Genomic DNA, 21,191 nt, shown 5'->3' on the forward strand with positions numbered 1-21,191 from the left:
AGAGCCAAGACTTAAGACTTTAGACTTTAGACTTTAGACAATAAAACCTCCAAATCCCAATCTCCAAGACCCAAAGACTGTTAGCCGTTAACCAATAACTGTTAACTATTAACCTTATACGGAAGACTTTCGCCTCTCAACTTCCCATTTTCAATTTTCCATTTCCCATTTTCATTTCTTAAGTATATACGCAACCAACACCCCTATACACATCTAAAAAGAAATCAACCTTATGAAAAAGATAGCGGCTCTAACATTTGTGATCGCTTTGGTACTTTCCTGCAACAATGACGACATTTATGCAGATAGCGATATTGTAGGAACCTGGAAACTGATTCAAATCAAGGCCAATCCGGGGGGCGGCAGCGTGGAGTTTCGTTCAGTGGAAAGCGAAAAGATCATTCAATTTAAAAGTGATGGCACCCTAAGAACAAATACCTCCTTGTGCGACCCTTATTCCGATGAAATTAGAACCACGGGCAGGTTTAGTCTTGAAGATTTGACCATTACCACCAACTGTGAAAACCCCAATATTGCGAAAATCTCTTTTCAATGGGAGGATGAAATCCTGGTTTTAAACTTTATCTCTAATGAGGGGTATTCTCAGAAATTCCAGAGGTTGGATTAGGTAACACTCGCTTTTTTAGCAGCACTTGGCTGATCGATTTAATTAAACGATCTTAGTCGGGAATAGCCCTTAGGCTCACTTTATACCCAACCCAATGCATCGTAACCCATCTACATTTCTGTCCATTCTCTTGATATTTTTGCTGTCCTTCAGCGGTTTTACTCAGCAAAACCAAAGCAAAGCACAAACCCTCAAAGTGATGAGTTATAACATCTGGAACGGCTTTGAATGGGGAAAGGACAAGGAGAGAAAGGCCCAATGCATTGATTGGATCAAGAGCCAAAAACCAGATGTCTTGGCCCTTCAGGAATTGTGTGGCTATACGGAGGAAATGCTCAAAGAGGACGCAATGCAGTGGGGACATCCGTTTGTGCAATTGCTTAAAACGGAAGGCTACCCAACCGCCCTTACATCCAATCGACCCATTCAACTAAAAGAGCGGAAAATTGACGGTTTTTGGCATGGCCTGTTGCATTGCCAGACGTATGGGATAGACTTTTACGTCGTCCACCTCTCCCCTGCCGATGCCGAGTTTAGACTACGCGAAGCTCAAATGATTACCCAACGCATACAGGAAAGCCGACCTAATAACTTCGTTATTCTTGGGGATTTTAATGCCACTTCCCCTTTTGATGCCTATGCCCTGGAAAAGAATGATATGTTACGGGAAAATTACAGCCCCAAAACCGCCGATACCGAACACTCCAACCTAAGAAAGGGGAATTTTGACTACTCGGTAATGGCAGAGTTTCTGGCCTGCCCGGCTGTGGATTTGGCTTTGAACAAGGTCAACTTGGTTACCCAAGGCCATACCTTCCCCGCTCCTGCCCTAGTTGGAAAATACAACCATACGGATAAATCCATTGCGGAAAACAGGGTGCGGATTGATTATATATTGGCAAACCCAGAGCTGGGAAATTCCTGTACCGACTTTAAAATCTTTAATCAAAAGGAGACACACGGATTGTCCGATCATTATCCGGTAATGGCGGAGTTTAAGTGGTAAAAGCTGTTTCATAAAATACGTCCGGAGGGCTCATTGGCTCAGTAGTTTGAGATACAATAGGCAACTCGCTAGAAATTAATATCTTAAACAGGTGAAAACCGTTTCAACATTAGCTCCTGTTTCCAACAAGGAAAGATTTGTCATTTTGGATATCGTCAGGGGCTTTGCCCTTTATGGTGTTCTCATGGCCAATTTGGTATGGTTTTTTAGCGGTTATGGAGATTTGGACGAATCTGCCAGGGCCAGTTTGCCATGGTCAAACCTGGATTCTTTCTCACTCCAATGGGAGACCTTTTTTGTGGTGAACAAGTTCGTTACCATATTCTCCTTGCTTTTTGGAATTGGGTTTGCAATTCAGCTGCAAAGAATTGCGGGCAAAGGAAAAAAGTTCCATCTGTTCTACCTCAAAAGAATGCTTTGGTTACTGGTTTTCGGAGTGCTTCACCTTACCTTTTTGCTGTACACGGATATCTTGCATCTCTATGCCATTCTCGGTATCTTTCTTCTCTTTTGGACATCGCTCACAAAAAAACAACTCATATATACCGGATTATTCTTTACAATCATTGCTCCTGTCCTGGTGCATCTATTGATGTGGACGTTGCCCACATTTTTGGGAACGGCTTATGATCTGGAAATCGTCTTCGCAAATCAGTGGGATGTAGCAGCCCAGCGGCATTCAGCCTTTCAAAATGGCACTTATTTACAGATAATACAGGCAAATCTTGCAGATGTCTGGGCATGGCTCACCACCGATGATGCCCTTACTACAGGGCTGGGGAGTTTTGGGCTTTTTCTGCTGGGCTACGCCATTGGCAAGTCGGGCATTCTTGCCCGAATACAGGGCGGGCTTTCCCAAGAAGAGGTGGGCCGTTTCATAAAAGTCATGATCCTGGCATTTCTTCTGGGAGTTGGTTGCCAGGGCATTTTAGAATTGGATTTGGAATGGCTGGCCAATGGAAAAGTCCATGTACGTGTCATTAGAGAGCTCTTGTGGCGAACCGGAGTATTCTTCCTTGCCCTATCCTATTGCATAGGATTGGTTCTGCTTTTCAATAGAAATCCTAAGTCAAGACTTTTGCACCTTTTTGCACCGGTAGGTAAAATGGCCCTGACCAATTATTTGGTCCAAAGCGTTTTTGGATTTTTGATTTTTTATGGAATTGGACTTGGCTTTTATGGAAAAATGGGCCCGACCCTCTGTATAGTTTTAACCACCTTGATATTTATAGTGCAAATATGCTATAGCAAATGGTGGCTGAACAGATTTAGGTTTGGGCCGGCCGAATGGCTATGGAGAAGCCTGACCTATGGGAAATTGGATTCAAACCGACTGTTAAAAAACAACCCGTCCACTATATAATATCTGTGTTATTTAGAGTGACAGAACTTAGAACCCATATGAGAACACTACCAATCCTCTGTTTATTGCTCCTATTGATAGGTTGCGGCCCTAACAGCCCAAAGGAGGTGGCCGTGGAAAATCCAACGGACTACCAACAACTGGAAGACAACACCATCATCAACCTATATGACGCCTTTGGGGAGGACAAGGAGGGGCTTACCAAGGATTTCGGTTTTTCCTGTATCGTAAAGTACAAGGGCAAGACCATCTTGTTTGATGGAGGCACTAATGCGGACATTTTCAAAAACAACGTGGAAGCGTTGAATATTGACCTGTCCCAGATAGATTTTGCAGTCGCCTCCCATCCCCATTTTGACCACATCAATGGGTTTGACCATCTCCTTAAAGTGAATCCCAAAGTAAAAATCTATTTCCCCTTCGACCTCTTTTGGGGTGCCAATGCTTCCTTTAATTTGACTGGACAGGATTCCACCGTGGCGGATTCGCTTGATAAACGAATGCAATATTTTAGTGGGGATTATAAGAATTATCAGTTTAAGCAAACCGGGCGTTTTTGGAACGCCAATGTGGAGTTTGTCAAGGAGAACACTGAAGTGGCTCCGGGCATAAAGTTGATTACCACAAGCTCGCCGTATATGGGTTACTTCAATAGATATCCCAGTCTGGATGCCTGTGAAAACTGCGATACTCCCGAAGCCAAATTCAACGGCCTTAAGGAAATCTCCCTCTCTTTGGAAACCGACAAAGGGGAAGTTCTCTTTGTGGGCTGTTCCCATAGCACGGTGGAAAAAATCATCTCGGAGACCAAAGCACATACGCAGAACCCCATTGAATTGGTATACGGAGGTTACCATCTCCTACCCTATGAGCAACAGGCGCTGAACGATTTGGCCTCCAGGCTAAAGAATGACCTTGAGGTGAACAAAGTGGCCCCGGCGCATTGTACTGGACATTTGGCCTTTAAAACCCTGATGGATTCCTATGGAGAGGATTACATTTTTGCCGGTTTGGGAGAAGAAGTTAAGTTTTAAAATAAGTTCAAGCTCAAGCTCAAATCCCAAATTCCAAAAACGTCAGTTCGGGCGCCCGCCTGAAAGACGGAGTCGGGCAGGCAGTCGAGAACCAAGACCTCTAAAAGTTCAAAACACAAGCTCAAATTCAAACGGGCAAATCCCAAATTCCAACCACTGTAAACAGTAAACTGTCAACTGCTAGCTACCCATTTTCAATTTTCCACTTTCAATTTTCCATTGAAACAGCGTGAATATGTTCCCAAAGCCCTTTCGCCCAACAAAGTGCCACTTTTTCCTCCTCATTAATGGAAATGTCTGAATGGTAAAGTGCCAGATTATGGACAAGTTTTAGGGATTGCACCAAATCCGGAGCATCCAGGGCATTGATAAATTCCAAGAGTTGTGTTTGTGCCGGGCTAAGTGGGGTAAATGGCTTTGTGCCAGTTGCCAGGGCCACATTGCAGTGCGGACATTTGTTTTGTTCATTCTGTTTTTCCATAGATACACGTTTTAGATTATCGACAGTTCTAGGATATCAGAATGTGTTTCGCACTATAAATATACAGTTTCTCCCAAAATAGGAAAATGGAAAGAAGTTGATAACTCTTTAAAAGCTTACGGATAAAACTTTTGGAGGTGAAGGAAATTTCGGGGAAATTAGAGGTGTTATGACATTGCCAAAGCACTAGCTTTATTTGAATATTTAGATTATGAGCAAACAAGAGAATATCAAGACCAAGATCTATAGAAACCTATTTTGGATTCTTCTAATAGTAGGTATGTTAATTATTTATGCATCGTCGTGGAATGTTTTTAATGAATACATTAAGGATATTTTGGAAAAAGTTGGCTTATCAGTCCTTTCTTCCGGAGTATTTGCATCCGTACTTAAATCTTTGCAGTTCACTGGAATATTTAAAAAGGAAATAGAAAAAATAGTTCTAGGAACTAAGTTTATTGAGAACAGAAATGATTTGCCAAAACTCTGGAAAAAAGTTTCTCGAAGTATCTACAATAAAAAGTTCCCTTTAATCAGTGAAGAATTAGAAAATATAATTTTGGAAAATTATTTTCCAACGGATCATCCATATTATTATAATGATTTTAGATATACATTGGATATTGACGAATTATCTCCAGAGAATATCATCAAGTTTACTCAAACCTTTAGTTTCGAAGTTTTGTTAGCAGAAGGAGCAACTGAAGCTCTTTTGGATGGATATTTTAAAATTGAAAAAAAGCCAGAACTTGAGCATCTAACCAATGAAAGACTGTTTTTCAGAATTGATGGAGAAGATTATTTGGATAAAGTAAAAAAAGAAGATTTTGAAACCGAGTTTGAAAAAGGCTATCGGTTTGAAATTCCAGTTGAAGGAAAATCAAGATTCAGAGTTGAAACCAAAGAACGCAGGGAGTACTGTATCACCGATGATAATTATAAGATTTTCAGGGTAAATAAAATTACCAAAGAGATGAATGTTAGCATCAGTTATCCTGAGAATATGAATGTTTCTTTCTTTAATGTTGGACTAGTAGATAGTTTTGAACGAATTCATGTGGAACATCAACGAAAGATTAGTAGAGTTCATAAAAAAGGACTTATTTTGCCATATCAGGGCTTTGGTATAACATTTGGTATAAAATAATTAATTGTTAATTACGTTGTTATTGTTAAACCGAATACATATTATTGTAATGTGAAAAACTTGAAATATGAGAACTACAATCAAATTTGGAGAAGAAGATTTGGTATAAAAAAATAAATAACATTCTTAAAAGGGACTCAAAAGAGTCCCTTTTTTAATACCGTTCGTTTAAAATCTTCTTGCTGCCAATTATTTTCTTAGCTTATTCCAATTAGTTTGACTCCCCATGCTCCCGCAAAATTGTATCTTGTTGGCCGCTAATTTTACCGCGGCGTAAAGAAATCGTATCTGAAACATTCTATAACACATGAAAATATACCTACAAATTATTCTCCTTCTAATAAGTGTTACTCTTTTGGGACAAAAGAGCACTGTTATAGCTGGTACAGTGGTATTCTCAGAAGGAAATATATCAGATGCAATCGTAAGTATTGGAACCCAAGGAGGAATTACAGATGTGAGTGGAAATTTCAAGTTTGTTTACAAGGCTTTAACGATTCCCGATCATCTAATTGTTGATGTTTCAGCTCTGGGGTATCGGAGTCATCAATTTGAATACCCTTTTAAAGAAACAAATTTAGAGAACCTAGTTATAGTGCTAAATTTATTTCCAGACATTGACGACAGCACCGCTCTTAAAGATATTGAGAAAGGTACTTTACAGTTCTTATTGTCAGGGGGTATTGCACCAGTTATTTACAAATCAGACGAAAAGTTTACTCGCAAATATGGTGTGTTATTTCATGAATTCGGATGTGAGATCATCTCCCAGGAATCCTTGAAACGATATAATTCTGTAGTAGCTGGTTACCTAGATAAACGATACGGGAAAAAATGGCGTAAAAAGATACGGGACGATATAGTTGGAATCAATTAAATAGAATAGGAGCAGCTCCCGCAAGATCACTCCCACAACTTAAGTGCTGGGGTCTCTGGTAATCTGATTACCTTTGAAGCGGAGGATTGTTTCTTATCTATTGCCGGGCATTTCCAAATGTTTACTTTTATTTGTAACGTAATCATTGGTCATTCGTCCTCCACCAAAACCAATCCATGAAAAAGTATTTTTCTCTAGCTTTATTACTATCCACGTTTCTTGGTCAACCAATAACGGCCCAACAATTTGGGCAAAAGGAAATCCTACAAGACCTTGATTATCTGTACCATTCGCTCATTGATGCCCATTACAACATTTATGCCTATGTGACCGAAGCGGAATTTAGTGGTAATTATCAAAACGCAAGAGCTTCCGTTACCCAAGATTCCTTGAACCTCTTGGAAGCGACCAGCTTGTTTCAAAAAGTTATTTCAGCCGCCAACAATGGACATACAGAAATTGACTTTCCCGGCGCATCCTACGGAGCCTATGCCCATAGTGGAGGCACACTTTTTCCCTTGGAAATTGCCTTTGAAAATAACAAAAGTTGGGTGCGCAAGAACTTTTCGGACCACCCTGAGATCCAGGCCGGTGCAGAGATAACTCACATCAACGGAAAATCGATGGAGGAAATTCTGGCTAAAATCTATCCCCAGGTCTCGGCGGAAAGGCCCTACTTTAAAAATGCCAAAATAGAATTGTATTCCTTCCCCCGGTATTACTGGCAAGTTTTTGGCCAACAGCATAGTTTTGAAGTCCAAATTGTTATGGACGGATCCCCAAGAAAATTTGTGCTGAATGCCATTAACCTCATTGAAGGTTACGAAATGAAACGCAATGAGGTGTTGAACGCCAAAATGATGCTGAAATTCTATGGGGCCACCGCTTATCTGAACCCTGGCCACTTTTCTGGAGATGAGGCCAAGTACCAGCGCTTTATAGATTCTTCTTTGGTGGAAATTAAAAGGAACAACAGCAAAAACCTTGTGGTAGATCTGCGCAATAATGGTGGCGGCAATGACTCCTTCAGTGATTACCTGGTATCCTATTTTGCTGACAAGCCCTTTACATGGAATTCCAGTTTCTCGTTAAAGACCAGTCAATTCTTAAAGGAACACACCCGCAAACACAGTGATACCACCAAAACCTATTTCAAAAAAATCCTGGAGCACCAAAATGGGGAGGTATATCCATATGGCTTTGAAGCCTATCAACCCCAATCCAAAGAAAAGCGTTTCCATGGAGAGGTCTATGTCTTGGTCAACAGACAGTCGCATTCCCAGTCCGCGGTTACTGCTGCACAGATACAGGATTATACTTTTGGAACCATTGTTGGGGAGGAAACAGGTGACTACCCTTCTCTTTACGCTTCCCAATTTCATTATACCCTACCCAATACCGGCATCCCTGTAAAGGTGTCCAAAGGACGAATAATTAGGGTAAACGGAAGTACCAAAAGCGAGGGTGTGATCCCGGATATTTTTATCAGGGACCATTTGCTGGATGAACAAGATGAAATCTTGGAAGGACTTTTGTACCGCTTGGAGTCCAATTAAGCAAAATTTGGTGTGGATTGGATATTTTGTTTTCCTTAAACTGCTGTATCTTGTAAGCGTTTAAGAATAACCCCTTACCCTTTTGTCCATAGCATACCGACCACCGTTACCAAAGAAGTATCTTTTCGTTTTCCTCCTTGTATCTTCAACTTTGGCCATCGCCCAAAGCGATTCCACAAAATCAAAATTCAGGTTCAATGGCGATTTTAGGTTTAGGGTGGAACAGGATTGGGATTCCCGAAAATCGGATGGCACCTATAGGGAAGACCGTTCCAGATTGCGTTATAGATTGCGAGCCGGTGCGGAATACCAGCTCAGCCCCAAAATACTGGTTGGGGCCAGAATAAGGACAGGAGACCCCAAAAAACAACAGGACCCCCAACTCACACTTGGGGATGCTTTCAATGAGTTTGGTACCCTGCCCATTGCCTTGGAAAAAGCATTTTTTCAACTAGATCTGGGCACATTCAAGATATGGTTGGGCAAAAACACATTTTCATTCAAAAAACAGAACGAACTGTTTTGGAGCGACAACGTTTATCCAGAGGGCCTACATCTTCAAAAAACAATGAACCCCAAGTTGGATTGGGTAGATCACCTAAATATTAATGCAGGCCATTTTATTTTGAATACAAGAGGTGGTTCCTTTCCTGAGGACAGTTATTTCCAGGGCATACAGTTAGTTTCGCAGCATCTTGACGATAGGTTCGCCGTTTGGCCCTCCTTCTATCTTTTTAGAAACATCCAAGATATACCCGATGGTGCAGAAACCTTTTTTTTGGATTATTCCATTCTTAGTGTCGGTGGATATGTAAAATTGAGTAGGTCTCCTTTGGTAAAAATGGAATTGGATTGGTACCACAATTTTGAAAACTACGGGGACAATGATCTCATCCCCGAAAATCTTCAGGACCAGAATGGCGGAATGACCTTGGCAGCCAGTTATGGACAATTGAACAACAAAGGAGATTGGCTGGTAAAACTTACCTATACACGCTTAGAGCGATTTGCCGCCTTGGATTTTATGGCCCAGAACGATTGGGCACGATGGGATTATTCCTCTTTTGGATCACCAGATGGCCGCTTGACCAATTTAGAAGGTATAGAGTTTACCTTGGGCACCAAAATCGAAGACAAAATAGCCTTGAAAATGAAATATTATTGGGTGGATCAATTGGTACCCCTTGGTACATTTAAAGAAAATGGGCAACGCATCCGATTTGATATTGATATTAGAATTTAAGATGTTGAGCCAACCCATCACTAAGCAAGAAAACAAGCCATGTTAGGTGCTTATAAATCTCCTGATAAAACCCACAGTTTTGATTTTGTCTTTGCGGGTGAAATCAGATTTGGACCAGAGTATTTCCAATTAAAGCTGGATGAGTATTTGGTCCCAAAGAGAATTTTTGGTTTTGAATTTCTATGGCATCCAGATTCGAAATATCTTGCTTTGCAAGAATGGTTGACAACCGATTATAGAAAAGGTCCAGTAACTACACTGACCCTAGTTGATATAGAAGTAAGAAAGTTTGCTAGGATTTCAAAAGCTGAACAGGGTTTTGTCAAGCCATTAAAATTTGAAAATGATTCTATACTGTTTGAAAAGGAATATTTCGCTACTGGAAAAAAGACTGAAAGTTCAATCAGCTTATCAGAAATTGAAAATTGGGAGGACCAATAAACCCATGCTCCTTCAAGATTACGTCGACAAACTCAGCACAGGTACGTCTTGTGCGAAATAACTTGGCACCAAAACGGAAGAGCGGCACCTGAATATAAAATAAAGTAAATTGTGGGAGTAAATCGGTCATGGGCCAAATCATGCTAAACCAAAGACAATGAAATTACTGTTCAACCTTATGCTTTGCGCATTGCCCCTGTTCCTTTGGGGTCAAAACACCACAACCCAATCAGCTGTTTCCGCGGGACAGCTCATCGAAACCATAATTACGGAAACAGGTTCCTCGGTGGTATCCAACACTGTAGATGTTATTAAAGAAGGAAATCCGGAATCAGAAGTTACCGGAATCGTAACGTGTATGTTTGCCACGATGGATGTTTTACGAATGGCGGTCAAGAAAAAGTGTAACCTTATCATTGTCCATGAACCCTTGTATTACAATCATTTAGATGAAACGGCACAATTTCAAACGGATTCGGTATTTCTGGAAAAAAAGAAATTTATAGATGACCATAAGCTGGTAATTTGGCGGTTCCATGACTATATTCATCGTATTCCAGCCGATGGAATCATCTCTGGAATGGTTGAAAAAATGGGTTGGGAAAACAACAGGGTAAAAGACAATCCCTACAAGTTTACATTTCCCAATATCGCTTTGACGAATCTTTTAAAAAATTTAAAGGACACATTTCCTGAAAACAATTTTTATGTGGTGGGGGATCCCGAAATGGAGCTTTCCAATGTGATGTACATCCCAGGATCATCCGGTAGCCAAGTCCATATTAGTCAACTACAAGACCCCAGTGTTGATGTTGTAGTCGCTGGAGAGGTGCCACAGTGGGAAACCTATGAATATGCCAGGGATGCTGTTCAACAGGGAAGGAAAAAGGCGGTCATTTTTATCGGGCATATCAATTCAGAAGAATATGGAATGAAATTCTGTGCGGATTGGTTGGGCAAATTCGTTAAGGGTATTCCCATCCATTTTATTGAATGTGGTTCCTCTTATTGGTCCTATTAAAATGAAATGGAACAAAATTATAGGTACCTTGATTCTCCTGTTCAACCTCCGTCTTATCTGGATGGAGGCCAAAGTGTTTTATCAATTCCATTATTCCGATTTACGCTTTTTCAACAAAAGTCCCGATTGGATGTTGTTCTCCTTTATCTTTATAGGGATACTTGGCACCATTGTAGGAGCAAAGGTATTTAGTGACCAATGGTCCATAAAAAAAGGGTTGTTGCTGGGAGCGCTCTTGATTGCTATTGCCTTCCTGATAGGGCAATTAGCCCAACTTTGAACAGACAGCGGCAACATTTGGCATCCATCAATTCGCTAAAACAAAACACAAAAAACTATGACCACTTATATAGATGGCTTCGTTTTTCCGATTGCTAAAATTCATTTAGCAGTATACCAGCAAGTGGCTGAAAAAGTAGCCCAAATTTGGAAAGAGTATGGTGCTATTGCCTACTTTGAATTTGTTGGGGATGATATGACCTTGGAAGGTACCAGGTCTTTTATGGAAGCTGTGGCCACCAAAGAAGACGAGGAAGTTGTATTTGGTTGGGTAGTATTTCCATCCAGGGAGGTACGTGACCTGGCCAATAAAAAAGTTCCACAAGATTCAAGAATGGCAGAACTGGTTACACCATTGGTCAATCCCAAGAAATTGATTTTTGATGCCAGTAGAATGGTCTATGGCGGATTTAAACCCTTGGTACAATCAAACGGATAGGCTAAAACCAAGTTCCAAGATCACTCCATGTATGCTGTTTAGTTGTATCTTGTATAGCATCATCAAAACAGAATAGATCATGAGAAATTTGTCCATCGCCTGTATAGGGATATTGCTATTGTTGGGTTCCTGCAAAAAAGAGCCAAAACATGAAGCGGTATCCGAACCTGAACTCAGCCAGGAAATTAGCTTTTATACCCCTGATAGCATTCAAATCTTTGGAGATCTGTATGAATTGGACAAACAAGGAAAAACCATTCTGTTATTCCATCAAGGAGGTTCCAACGCAAGGGGCGAATATGAGCCAATTATCCCAAAACTAATTGAAAAGGGCTACAACATTTTAGCCATAGACCAACGTGTGGGCGGACAATTTTACGGGAGTTACAATCGAACCCTTGCCAACATTCCTACCAACGGTTTTGGCGACGGATACGGGTACTGCGATGCCTACAATAATCTGGAAAGCGCTTTGGATTTTATCATAGACTCTGGTTTTACGGGGGATAAAATTGTTTGGGGAAGTAGCTACAGTGCTTCACTTGGCATTCAACTGGCCAATAATAGACAACAAGATATTAGTGGGGTCTTGGCGTTTTCACCTGCTTCCGGTAATTCCTTGAAGGATTGCCTGCCCAATGAATATTTTGAAACCATAAAAATCCCGTTGCTACTTTTCAGGCCTCCCCATGAGATGGAACGGGAAACCTCAAAATTACAATCCGAATTGGCTAAAACCCATGGCCATCAAACCTTTGTGCCCCAACATGGCGTCCACGGTTCTTCCATGCTGGTGGCCTCCAGGGTGGGCAGTAATGTTGACGAAACGTGGAAGGCGGTTTTTTCGTTTCTACAGAAAATCTAGATGGTAAACAGGCCATTCCAGAAAAATCAATTCCTTGATGTTAATTGAGTTTATCTTTTTGCATACATTCCAATAAATGGTATCTTCCTAACCAGTAACCATCAATCTTGGCATTTGCATAACTGGTTCCAGGGGATAATTGGATGCCCGATGCCATGAGGTTCCATTGCAAATAACGCATACTAATAACCAATACAACTATGACCGCAGCCGAACTTGTGGGCAAGGTATTTCTACCCTTATCCCTTGCCATTATAATGTTGGGAATGGGAATGACTTTGGTTCCCGCCGATTTTACCCGAATCATCAAATATCCTAAGGCTATTTTACTTGGCCTAACCAACCAATTGGTGTTTTTACCTTTAATTGGCTTCGCCCTGGCCATTATTTTTGGACTAAGTCCGGTTACTTCGGTAGGATTGATGATTCTGGCTTCCTGCCCTGGGGGCCCAACCAGTAATCTAATAACACAGGTGTGCAAGGGAAACATAGCGCTGTCAGTAACCCTTACAGCCATTGCGAGCTTCATAAGCATCTTGACCATTCCCTTTATTCTGTCATACGCCCTGGCCTACTTTGGCGGTACTACGGATATTGCCATAAAACTGCCTATTTTGGATACGATCATTCAAATCATGGGAATTACGGTTATCCCCATTTCGATTGGGATGTTCATCCGTAGACGTCGGACTGAATTTGCAAAGCGTATGGAAAGACCCATGCGGATCGCCTCAACCGTAATTTTTATTCTGGTCTTTATTGCGGTGTTGGCCGCCAATGCCGAAAAACTGGTGGAGGGCATGAAAGCGGCTGGACTGGTTACCCTGGTACTTAATTTGGCAACCATGGGATTGGGGTACATGACAGCCAGATTGTTCAAATTAAACCTAAAGAACGTAATATCCATTACCATAGAAAGTGGTATACAAAATGGGACTTTGGCCTTTGTTATAGCCACCTCCATACTTAACAATATTGAAATGGGAATTCCAACCGGGGCCTATTCCATTTGGATGTTCATAACTGGGGGGATTTTGATGTGGTATTTTGGGAAAAGACCAGATTTGGATGGCAAATAACGATGCATAGTACACATCAAATTTCTTCAGGGAAGATATATTTCCTAATTTTGTGGTCTCATTAGACTTTATGTCCACTACTACACAAATATCATATTTGGATATTGTAAAATAAGATAGTCAGTCTCCCGATTGACTATCACCTTTCGACTTCAGAGTATCCTCTGAGGAAAACTATCTATTTACATTTTACAAACAAAACAATTTTGATTGTTGCCGCTTTGGGCCAAGCCCCTACCCTGTGTTTTGAATATCAGGGCAGCAATACAATCACATAAATCACATTCAATATGAAATTAGAAACATTGGGATATAACGATAAAATCCAAAGCTTAGGTTTAGAAATTGGACTTGACGATTTGGAAATCGGAAGAGTGGTAACCGAACATAAGGAACGGTACCATGTGTTGACCGAAAAAGGGGAATTTGAAGCTGAAATTACGGGAAACTTAAGATACACCGTATCCAGCAGGGCCGACTTTCCCGCTGTTGGGGATTGGGTAGCCCTAATGATTTATGATTCCAATAGTGCGATCATCCATAAAATCCTGCCCAGATACTCGGTACTCTCCAGAAAAGCTGTTGGTGTTTCTGGAGAAGTTCAAATTATTGCGACCAACATAGACTATGCATTTATCGTGCTTTCTGTGGATAACGATTTTAGTGTTAATCGAACACAACGCTATCTCACCCTGTGCCATGCATCGCATATTAAGCCCATCATCATCTTGAATAAGATTGATTTGGTATCTGAAGCTAGGCTAGCCGAGTTGATGGACCTTCTTAAAACCAGACTTTTGGGAATTCCAGTACTTGGCGTAAGTGCCTCTACTTCAAAAGGTCTTGAAAAGATAAAAGAGACGATTCAAGTTGGAAACACTTATTGCCTTTTGGGATCCTCCGGTGTAGGGAAATCAACCTTGGTCAATGCCCTCTCCCAAAAACCATTGATGGAGACCAAGAAGGTCAGTGAGTACTCCCAAAAGGGCCAGCATACCACTACCCATAGGGAATTGGTGGTTTTGGAAAACGGCGGAATCTTGATTGACAATCCCGGTATGCGAGAAGTAGGCCTTTCCGATGTCTCCGATGGATTCGATAAGACTTTTGGAAGCTTATTGGAATTGGCAGTAGATTGCCAATTCAAGGATTGCTCGCACACCGTGGAAAAGGGATGTGCGGTAATCCAAGCAGTGGAAAGAGGCAAGCTTGACAGGTCAACTTATGAAAACTACCTCAAAATGAAGCGGGAGCAAGTACACTTTGAATCCACGGTTGCCGAAAAGCGAAAAAAGGACAGGGATTTTGGCAAAATGGTTAAGCAGTTCAAGCGTATTAAAAAGTCCAACAAATAGGCATTTCTGCTCCTATAAAGTTTTTGTGATTTATAGGGGCAGCTTGTCTTTTATATTCATGGATTGATTGAAAACCTAACAAACAAATTATCCCGGGCATATGGTTCGAGCTTATTCTTGAAGATGCAAATCTATTTTGTTGTTGAATACCTTGAATTAATCCCTAAATCCTGATGGATAGTTGTCACATTGCTTTCCTAATTTAGTCCTTAGGTAAACCAGCCCATTATGAAAAAGCTTCTCCTAGCACTTTTGCTGACTTCTGTTATAATTTCTTGTAAGCCCGGTAACCCTGTACAGGTACAGATGCAATTATCAAATGGTTATTGGTTTAATGGCAGCGGTTTTGTGCAAAGAACCGCATGGATCAAAGATGGTATCCTAAGTTTTAATGAGAAAGCCATACAAAGTGATACCATCGTAGATCTTGAAGGCAAATATGTGATTCCACCCTTTGCCGAAGCACATAACCACAACCTGGAAAGTGATTATGAACTGGAGGAACGTATCCGTTCCTATTTGGACAATGGGGTGTTTTATGTAAAACTACTGTCCTCCATAAAAAAAAGAATTGATTCCCTGATGCACCACTATAACAAACCAACTGGCATTGATATCTCGATGGCACATGCCCCATTGACCGGTTCTGGCGGGCATCCCATAGCCTTAAGAAAGCGCTTTTTGGGCTATGGTCATTTTGATGGGCTGTTCAACACCTTGGAGGATATTGAATCCCACGGGTATCATATTATCGACTCAGAAGAAGACTTGAACAATAAATGGGAGCGAATTTTATCATTTGAGCCGGATTTTATTAAAATTAATCTGTTGTATTCCGAGGAATATGAAAAACGGAAAAATGATACCACATTTTTCGGCAAAAAAGGCCTGAATCCGGACTTGGTACCTGCCATTGTAAAGAAGGCTCATAACAGTAACCTACGTGTAAGTGCACATGTGGCCACATCCCATGATTTTCATGTAGCCGTAACATCCGGAGTGGACGAGGTTGCCCACCTGCCCGAAATCCATAATGGCCAACCTATCAATCCAAAGGATGCAATCTTGGCTGCTAAACAGGGGACAATAGTGGTCACTACCGCTTCCCTGGTAACCAAAAACAAGGAAAAACCCAATTACCAAGCCTTGGTAGATAATGTAAGGAGCAATCTGAAAATACTGAAAGAGGCGGGTGTAATTATCGGTATCGGTTCGGATATGTACAATGACAATTCAGTGGGAGAATTCCAGCTACTATATAGTCTGGATGTGTTCAGTAATCTGGAATTGCTCAAGATGTGGTGCGAGAATTCAGCCACTACTACCCTACCTCATAGGAAAGTGGGTTTTTTACAGGACGACTATGAAGCCAGCTTTTTGGTGCTGGATAAAAATCCATTGAAGGATATTAAAGACATCAACGAATCCATTAGCCTCAAGATAAAACAGGGCAAAATTCTTGACTAAAGAATCCTAAAAAAGATAATGTATACTTTTAGATACGATTAGTCATAAACTTCGGAATTCGGAAATATGCCCTTAAACAGCCTTAGCTTCAATTCATTTGTCACCTTATTTCTCATTTTACTCTCCGCCAATGTTCATGGACAATCCATAGAAGCCCGATTGATCCTATTGGATAGTACCGAATTTGAAGGGTACGCCAAAATCCTCAAAAACAACAAAATTCTCTTTCGAATGGATTTGGAGGATGAACCGGACACCTGGACCAGCGAACAAGTGAGAAGGATTGAGTTTGATAATGGATTTAAAATCATAGCTTACGAATATGTAAAGCTGGGAGAATCCAGACCTGGATTGTACCGGGTTATTGAACCTGGCTTTTTGACCTTGTATGCGATTGATGACTCCTACTGGACACCCAATACACCTGTTGGAAATGGGTTGATGGGTGGGAGTAACAAAGTGGCATCCACCAGTTATTTCTTAAAACGAAAAGATCAGATTAGTTCCTGCCCGGTTACCTGGAACAAAAAAACGTGGAAAAAAAGATTGTTGCATTGTTTTGAAGACTGTTCCGAGGTTAAAGAAATTATTTTAAGTGATCGGGTAATGGAATATGACATACAGGATTTGGTATGGAATTACAATGAATATTGTGGGGGTATACCTTAGCGTAACGAATTTGTAATTCTAATATAGAAATACAGTTATATCAAAATTGTATTAAATCTTCCATTTTTTATCAAAATGGCCTGCGCCTCAAAGTAATTTTATCCCGACTGCGTTAAGTCTGAAATTGGGACTCACTTGGGCATTATCGCTGCAAATAGGCCCAAGTAAAATTTGGATGATGTCCATTAACCCGTACCATTTTAACCCATAATAGGGTCATATGCTCCAGATGAAGGGATTGTGATAAATCACCCACATCCAAGGTCTCAAAGCCCAAATCTGTATTTAATGATGCCACCAACTCTTTACTTTTGGTGTCATTGCCTGCAATGAGCATTACAGGCTTAAGTCCATAATTGGGGAAACTGGAGTTTTCCAAATTCTCAAATCCGTAGATGGTGTAAGCTTTTGCAACCTTGGCATTGTGAGCCCATTCCTGGATTTTTTCAGCGCCGGAAATCTTACTTTGCAGTCCGTGGGATATTCCCGGTCCCACAGGATTGGTACAATCAACTAAAATTTTATTGCCAAAGTCCAATGGCTTTAAGATTTCTTCATTCAACTTGAAGGGCGTAGCCAGAAACACTACCTCCGCAGCATCTATAGCCTCTTGAATGGGAAGGGCCAAGAATGCAGGATTCCTGTTTTGGGCCATTAAGACACTTTCACTTCTTACGTTGTTATGGGCAATGATTACCTCATGCCCACATTGTTGAAGGTTATGGGCCAAAGCAAACCCTACATTTCCAATTCCAATAAAAGCTAGTTTCATGTGCTCTGGTTTAAGGTGTATTTTCCAATTGCTCAACAACAAGTTGGGCAGCAGCAGCTCCGGAATTTTGTTGTTGTCCCGTAATCAGGTTACCATCCGCAATAGCATACGAACTAAAGGGTGTGGCTACCTTAAAGTGGGTGTTGGGCAACTTTCTTGCCTCCTCCTCTATCCAATAGGGTTGGATTTTCTGTCCTACGGCCTCGTCAGCATAGGCCTCCTCGGCATTGGCAAAGCCTGTCCAGGTTTTTCCATTTACCAAAAGCTCCCCATCCGAAGTTTTGGCCTCCAACAACAAAGTAGTGGAATGGCAAACCGCCGCGCTGGGCTTTTCAGATTGGTGGAACTTCACAAATAGCTGCTCCAAATCTTTATTGCCTCTAAAGGTATACATGGGGCCTTGTCCTCCTACAAGAAAAATGGCTAGGTAATCATTGGCATTTACATCTGTTAGTTTCTGTGTATTCTTCAACATTTGGATGAAACCACTGGATTTTAGATAACCTAGGGAGATAATATCATGCGCCGAGTAGCCACTTGCATCCGTGGGGTTGGAAAAGCTATCCATTTCAATCTCACCACCTTCCGTGGAGGCTAAATCAACTTCAAAACCTGCTTCTTGAAAGACCCGAAGTGGGTGGGTTAGCTCCGCTGCCCAAAAACCAATGGGCCAGCCCGTTTGTTTGGAGACAGCTGGACTGCTAGCTACCATTAGAATTTTTCCTTTGAAAGGCATCCCATGGGCATGCACATAACTGTTGACTTCTTTTATCTGCGATTTCATTGCGTTTATTTTAGGTTCCACACAAATTTATTTCATTAACTTGCCCATAGAACTATACTTACTATTTTGAATGGTACTTACTTTTAAGAAAGTAATTTGATAATCAGTTAACTATGCCAGACTTTATCTACAACAACAAGATATATTATAACCCTGTGGAGTTTGCTATGGATAGAATTGGGGGCACTTGGAAAATGCCCATATTATGGCGATTGCAACGAAAAGTCTTTCGCTTTGGTGAGCTCAAAAAGGATATCCCACATATTACCGACAAGATGTTGACCTCCCAATTGCGTCAACTGGAAGCGGAAGGATTTATTCACAGAGAGGTCTACGCAGTTGTTCCTCCCAAAGTGGAGTACTCCATAACCGAAAAGGGCATGACGGCCATTCCGATTATAGAAACCATCCGAAATTATGGTCTGGAGCTGATGGAAAAAGAAGGGATAAAACATAAATGACGGCAAGGGAACGGGGCAAAACCACTCAAAAAGAACTATCAGGAGAATACTATCATTACCTGCAGGTTACATCTTCATAAATTGGTTCAAGCTGTCTGAATCGTCATAAAGATTGACAAAGCTTGGGGTCTCTTCAACGAACAAGAGTGTAAAAACAATGTTAAATAGCTACCTACAAGTTTCAAAATCATATACGATATATTATTTTTAATCTATGCTTCAAAAAATAATATTGCGGGACCAAATTGGTAGTTGGCTTCAAGAACATCTGCTAAGTGGTTCTCTACAAAATGGGGAAAAACTTTCCCTAGTGGATATTTCCAAAGATTTAGAAGTCAGTGTTACTCCAATCCGGGAAGCATTGTCCCAATTATCACGTGCTGGCATTGTTGAGACTATTCCCAATCGTGGTTTTTTTGTTCCTGCTCTGAGCGCCAAAGAAGCCCAAGATATTTATCCAGCTATTTACGCTTTGGAAAAATTAGCTCTTGAACAATCTACAGTGAATTCAGAACTTCTCACTGAACTTAGGCACGTTCAAACCAAATTTGAGAATGCGACCAACAAGGAAGATGCTGTTCGATTTGATCTTGAATTTCATGAAATACTTATTTCAAACTATAAGAATAAGGTCACAGCAAATATTCTTCGTGACCTAAAGATTCGGGTATTTTTTTATGAATTGGAATACATGAGCGCCAAAAACCATAAAAAATCCAGTGAAACCCATATAAGGATCATCCAAGCTTTGGAAGCCAGAAATAAGTCCAAGGCCTGCAGATTGCTTCAACAAAACTGGGAAACCAGTGCTGAATTTATTGAGAAACATTACGCTAAAAACCCTTCAATCCTTTAAAATGAAACAACTCGGAATTCTACTCTTCGCATGTACCCTGGTTGTATCCATTGATGCCCATGCGCAACCCCAGGCCCCAAATGAAAATTTAGACCCCAATTTTATTTTTCATCCCAACAATCTTATGCGGAACTCAGAAGACCTGTCAGCAATTTATGGTGTAATGGCCCAGTATTATGAAGGTGTTGAACTGGGGAAGGCGGATTTACTTAAAACTGTTTTCCATACGGAATGGCAAATGAGGGATACGGGGACACCTGACGAGGCCACTTTACATATTGCAGATAAAAACAATTTTGTTAACATGGTCAGAGACCATGGCCCCTACCCCGGTTATGCCAGTGAAAGGGTGTTTGCCCATGTGGGGATGGCCAATGACAACTTGGCCTTTGTACGAATCAATAAAGCCCCTAGCAGAAGCTCCACCTGCTTTTATTTGTACAAATTGAATCAAGGATGGACCATTATGGACAAACTCTGGGTGCCGGTAAGGGAAGCGGCCAAGCTCGCTCCAACTTCGGAATCCTATCATGCTGTGGAAATGCTTCTCCATACCTATTTTGAAGCACTTGCTGTTGCGGATACCCAAGTTCTTTCAGACATGCTACATCCGGAATGGGATTCCAAAACGATTGATAGGGAGGGGAAATTGAGCACTGTTTCCAAAGCAGCGCTGCTTCAAAACCCAAAAACCAAGCAGATCGATTTCACCCAATTGTTATCGATAGATTTGTACCACGACAAACTGGCCATTGTCCGAATCGATATTCCTTCGCAAAACAGTACTTCTTTTATTACCATTTTTAAAATCGATGGTAATTGGATAATTACCAATGAGCGTAGGACTACAAATTAACCTAGGGAGTGAGCTTGCCTCCTTATTTAAAGTTCCTGACGCCTATCGTATCTTTGTATTGTGGAAGACAATAAAAAACTAATCCTATTCGATGGGGTTTGCAACCTCTGCAATGGAGCTGTCCAATTTATCATTAAACGGGATAAAAAAGATGTGTTCCGCTATGCGGCCTTGCAAAGCGAAATTGGGGAAAAACTTATTGCTGAACGTGGTATTGATACATCCAAAGTGGATTCCATCATTTTAATCGAACCTGGTATAGCCTATTTTGTCAAATCGGATGCAGCGTTGCGCATTGGGCAGGAATTTGGAGGCCTATGGCAAGCCTTGGCTATTTTTACTTGGATTCCGAAGGTCTTCCGAGATGCGATATACAACCTCATTGCCAAAAATCGATATCGCTGGTTTGGGCGAAAGGACGCCTGCATGATTCCAACCCCTGAATTACAGGCGAAGTTTTTGGGGTAGTGTATTCCGTGTGGCAGCTTTCAGTTTGACACGAATTTCACTAG

At 41.1% G+C, this 21,191-nt stretch carries 24 protein-coding genes; 21 read left to right on the top strand and 3 right to left on the bottom strand.

Annotation, left to right across the window (positions count from 1 at the left end):
- Positions 1–232: 232 nt before the first annotated feature.
- From ACRHOZ_RS00495 to ACRHOZ_RS00510, 4 genes are all read left to right on the top strand, one after another.
- Complete coding sequence (locus ACRHOZ_RS00495) at positions 233–628, top strand: hypothetical protein (RefSeq protein ID WP_431121194.1); 396 nt, start codon at positions 233–235, stop codon at positions 626–628.
- A 199-nt stretch (positions 629–827) separates the two neighbouring features.
- Positions 828–1,634: an endonuclease/exonuclease/phosphatase family protein gene (locus ACRHOZ_RS00500; RefSeq protein WP_431121196.1), complete on the top strand. Its 807-nt coding sequence runs from the start codon at positions 828–830 to the stop codon at positions 1,632–1,634.
- A 91-nt stretch (positions 1,635–1,725) separates the two neighbouring features.
- Positions 1,726–2,997 (top strand): DUF418 domain-containing protein, encoded by a 1,272-nt coding sequence (locus ACRHOZ_RS00505; RefSeq protein WP_431121198.1) that lies wholly within the window; start codon positions 1,726–1,728, stop codon positions 2,995–2,997.
- Between the two features lie 38 nt (positions 2,998–3,035).
- Positions 3,036–4,031: an MBL fold metallo-hydrolase gene (locus ACRHOZ_RS00510; RefSeq protein WP_431121200.1), complete on the top strand. Its 996-nt coding sequence runs from the start codon at positions 3,036–3,038 to the stop codon at positions 4,029–4,031.
- A 208-nt stretch (positions 4,032–4,239) separates the two neighbouring features.
- Here ACRHOZ_RS00510 and ACRHOZ_RS00515 read toward each other — a convergent pair whose 3' ends face one another.
- On the bottom strand, positions 4,240–4,512 hold the full coding sequence (locus ACRHOZ_RS00515; RefSeq protein ID WP_431121202.1) for a hypothetical protein: 273 nt from the start codon (positions 4,510–4,512) through the stop codon (positions 4,240–4,242).
- A gap of 211 nt (positions 4,513–4,723) precedes the next feature.
- On the opposite strand from ACRHOZ_RS00515, the gene ACRHOZ_RS00520 reads away from it, so the two are divergent.
- The 13 genes from ACRHOZ_RS00520 to ACRHOZ_RS00580 all read left to right on the top strand — a co-directional run bounded on the left by ACRHOZ_RS00520 (position 4,724) and on the right by ACRHOZ_RS00580 (position 16,950).
- Positions 4,724–5,659 (top strand): hypothetical protein, encoded by a 936-nt coding sequence (locus tag ACRHOZ_RS00520; protein ID WP_431121204.1) that lies wholly within the window; start codon positions 4,724–4,726, stop codon positions 5,657–5,659.
- A 307-nt stretch (positions 5,660–5,966) separates the two neighbouring features.
- Positions 5,967–6,536, top strand: a complete 570-nt coding sequence (locus ACRHOZ_RS00525) for a hypothetical protein (RefSeq protein WP_431121206.1) — start codon at positions 5,967–5,969, stop codon at positions 6,534–6,536.
- 176 nt (positions 6,537–6,712) lie between these two features.
- A complete protein-coding gene (locus tag ACRHOZ_RS00530; RefSeq protein WP_431121208.1) occupies positions 6,713–8,092 on the top strand; it encodes a S41 family peptidase in 1,380 nt (459 codons plus the stop codon).
- Between the two features lie 151 nt (positions 8,093–8,243).
- A complete protein-coding gene (locus tag ACRHOZ_RS00535; protein ID WP_431121210.1) occupies positions 8,244–9,335 on the top strand; it encodes a putative porin in 1,092 nt (363 codons plus the stop codon).
- Positions 9,336–9,374: 39 nt separating this feature from the next.
- Entirely contained in the window at positions 9,375–9,776 is a 402-nt protein-coding gene (locus tag ACRHOZ_RS00540; RefSeq protein ID WP_431121212.1) for a hypothetical protein, read from the top strand.
- A 157-nt stretch (positions 9,777–9,933) separates the two neighbouring features.
- Positions 9,934–10,797: a Nif3-like dinuclear metal center hexameric protein gene (locus tag ACRHOZ_RS00545; RefSeq protein WP_431121214.1), complete on the top strand. Its 864-nt coding sequence runs from the start codon at positions 9,934–9,936 to the stop codon at positions 10,795–10,797.
- A 1-nt stretch (position 10,798) separates the two neighbouring features.
- Positions 10,799–11,077, top strand: a complete 279-nt coding sequence (locus tag ACRHOZ_RS00550; protein ID WP_431121216.1) for a hypothetical protein — start codon at positions 10,799–10,801, stop codon at positions 11,075–11,077.
- Positions 11,078–11,134: 57 nt separating this feature from the next.
- Positions 11,135–11,515 carry a DUF1428 domain-containing protein gene (locus ACRHOZ_RS00555; RefSeq protein WP_431121218.1) on the top strand — a complete coding sequence of 127 codons (381 nt, stop codon included), beginning with the start codon at positions 11,135–11,137 and terminating at the stop codon, positions 11,513–11,515.
- A gap of 79 nt (positions 11,516–11,594) precedes the next feature.
- On the top strand, positions 11,595–12,380 hold the full coding sequence (locus tag ACRHOZ_RS00560; protein WP_431121220.1) for an alpha/beta hydrolase: 786 nt from the start codon (positions 11,595–11,597) through the stop codon (positions 12,378–12,380).
- A gap of 200 nt (positions 12,381–12,580) precedes the next feature.
- On the top strand, positions 12,581–13,459 hold the full coding sequence (locus ACRHOZ_RS00565; RefSeq protein ID WP_431121222.1) for a bile acid:sodium symporter family protein: 879 nt from the start codon (positions 12,581–12,583) through the stop codon (positions 13,457–13,459).
- 290 nt (positions 13,460–13,749) lie between these two features.
- Positions 13,750–14,814 (top strand): ribosome small subunit-dependent GTPase A, encoded by a 1,065-nt coding sequence (rsgA, locus tag ACRHOZ_RS00570; protein WP_431121224.1) that lies wholly within the window; start codon positions 13,750–13,752, stop codon positions 14,812–14,814.
- Between the two features lie 228 nt (positions 14,815–15,042).
- Positions 15,043–16,281 carry an amidohydrolase family protein gene (locus ACRHOZ_RS00575; protein WP_431121226.1) on the top strand — a complete coding sequence of 413 codons (1,239 nt, stop codon included), beginning with the start codon at positions 15,043–15,045 and terminating at the stop codon, positions 16,279–16,281.
- 66 nt (positions 16,282–16,347) lie between these two features.
- Positions 16,348–16,950, top strand: a complete 603-nt coding sequence (locus ACRHOZ_RS00580; RefSeq protein WP_431121228.1) for a hypothetical protein — start codon at positions 16,348–16,350, stop codon at positions 16,948–16,950.
- Positions 16,951–17,092: 142 nt separating this feature from the next.
- Here the strand turns inward: ACRHOZ_RS00580 and ACRHOZ_RS00585 are convergent, their stop codons facing one another.
- The gene (locus ACRHOZ_RS00585) at positions 17,093–17,722 is read right to left on the bottom strand and encodes an NADPH-dependent F420 reductase (protein WP_431121230.1); all 630 of its coding nucleotides are present in this window, start codon (positions 17,720–17,722) and stop codon (positions 17,093–17,095) included.
- A gap of 10 nt (positions 17,723–17,732) precedes the next feature.
- Complete coding sequence (locus ACRHOZ_RS00590; protein WP_431121232.1) at positions 17,733–18,506, bottom strand: type 1 glutamine amidotransferase domain-containing protein; 774 nt, start codon at positions 18,504–18,506, stop codon at positions 17,733–17,735.
- Between the two features lie 113 nt (positions 18,507–18,619).
- On the opposite strand from ACRHOZ_RS00590, the gene ACRHOZ_RS00595 reads away from it, so the two are divergent.
- The 4 genes from ACRHOZ_RS00595 (at position 18,620) to ACRHOZ_RS00610 (ending at position 21,147) form a co-directional block, all read left to right on the top strand.
- The gene (locus ACRHOZ_RS00595) at positions 18,620–18,967 is read left to right on the top strand and encodes a winged helix-turn-helix transcriptional regulator (RefSeq protein ID WP_431121234.1); all 348 of its coding nucleotides are present in this window, start codon (positions 18,620–18,622) and stop codon (positions 18,965–18,967) included.
- Positions 18,968–19,181: 214 nt separating this feature from the next.
- Complete coding sequence (locus ACRHOZ_RS00600; RefSeq protein WP_431121236.1) at positions 19,182–19,823, top strand: GntR family transcriptional regulator; 642 nt, start codon at positions 19,182–19,184, stop codon at positions 19,821–19,823.
- Between the two features lies 1 nt (position 19,824).
- Positions 19,825–20,679, top strand: coding sequence for a nuclear transport factor 2 family protein (locus ACRHOZ_RS00605; protein WP_431121238.1), 855 nt, complete (start codon positions 19,825–19,827; stop codon positions 20,677–20,679).
- A gap of 60 nt (positions 20,680–20,739) precedes the next feature.
- Positions 20,740–21,147 (top strand): thiol-disulfide oxidoreductase DCC family protein, encoded by a 408-nt coding sequence (locus ACRHOZ_RS00610; RefSeq protein ID WP_431121240.1) that lies wholly within the window; start codon positions 20,740–20,742, stop codon positions 21,145–21,147.
- The last annotated feature ends 44 nt before the right edge of the window (positions 21,148–21,191 follow it).

Source organism: Flagellimonas flava (genome assembly GCF_050617915.1).
GTDB lineage: Bacteria > Bacteroidota > Bacteroidia > Flavobacteriales > Flavobacteriaceae > Flagellimonas > Flagellimonas flava_A.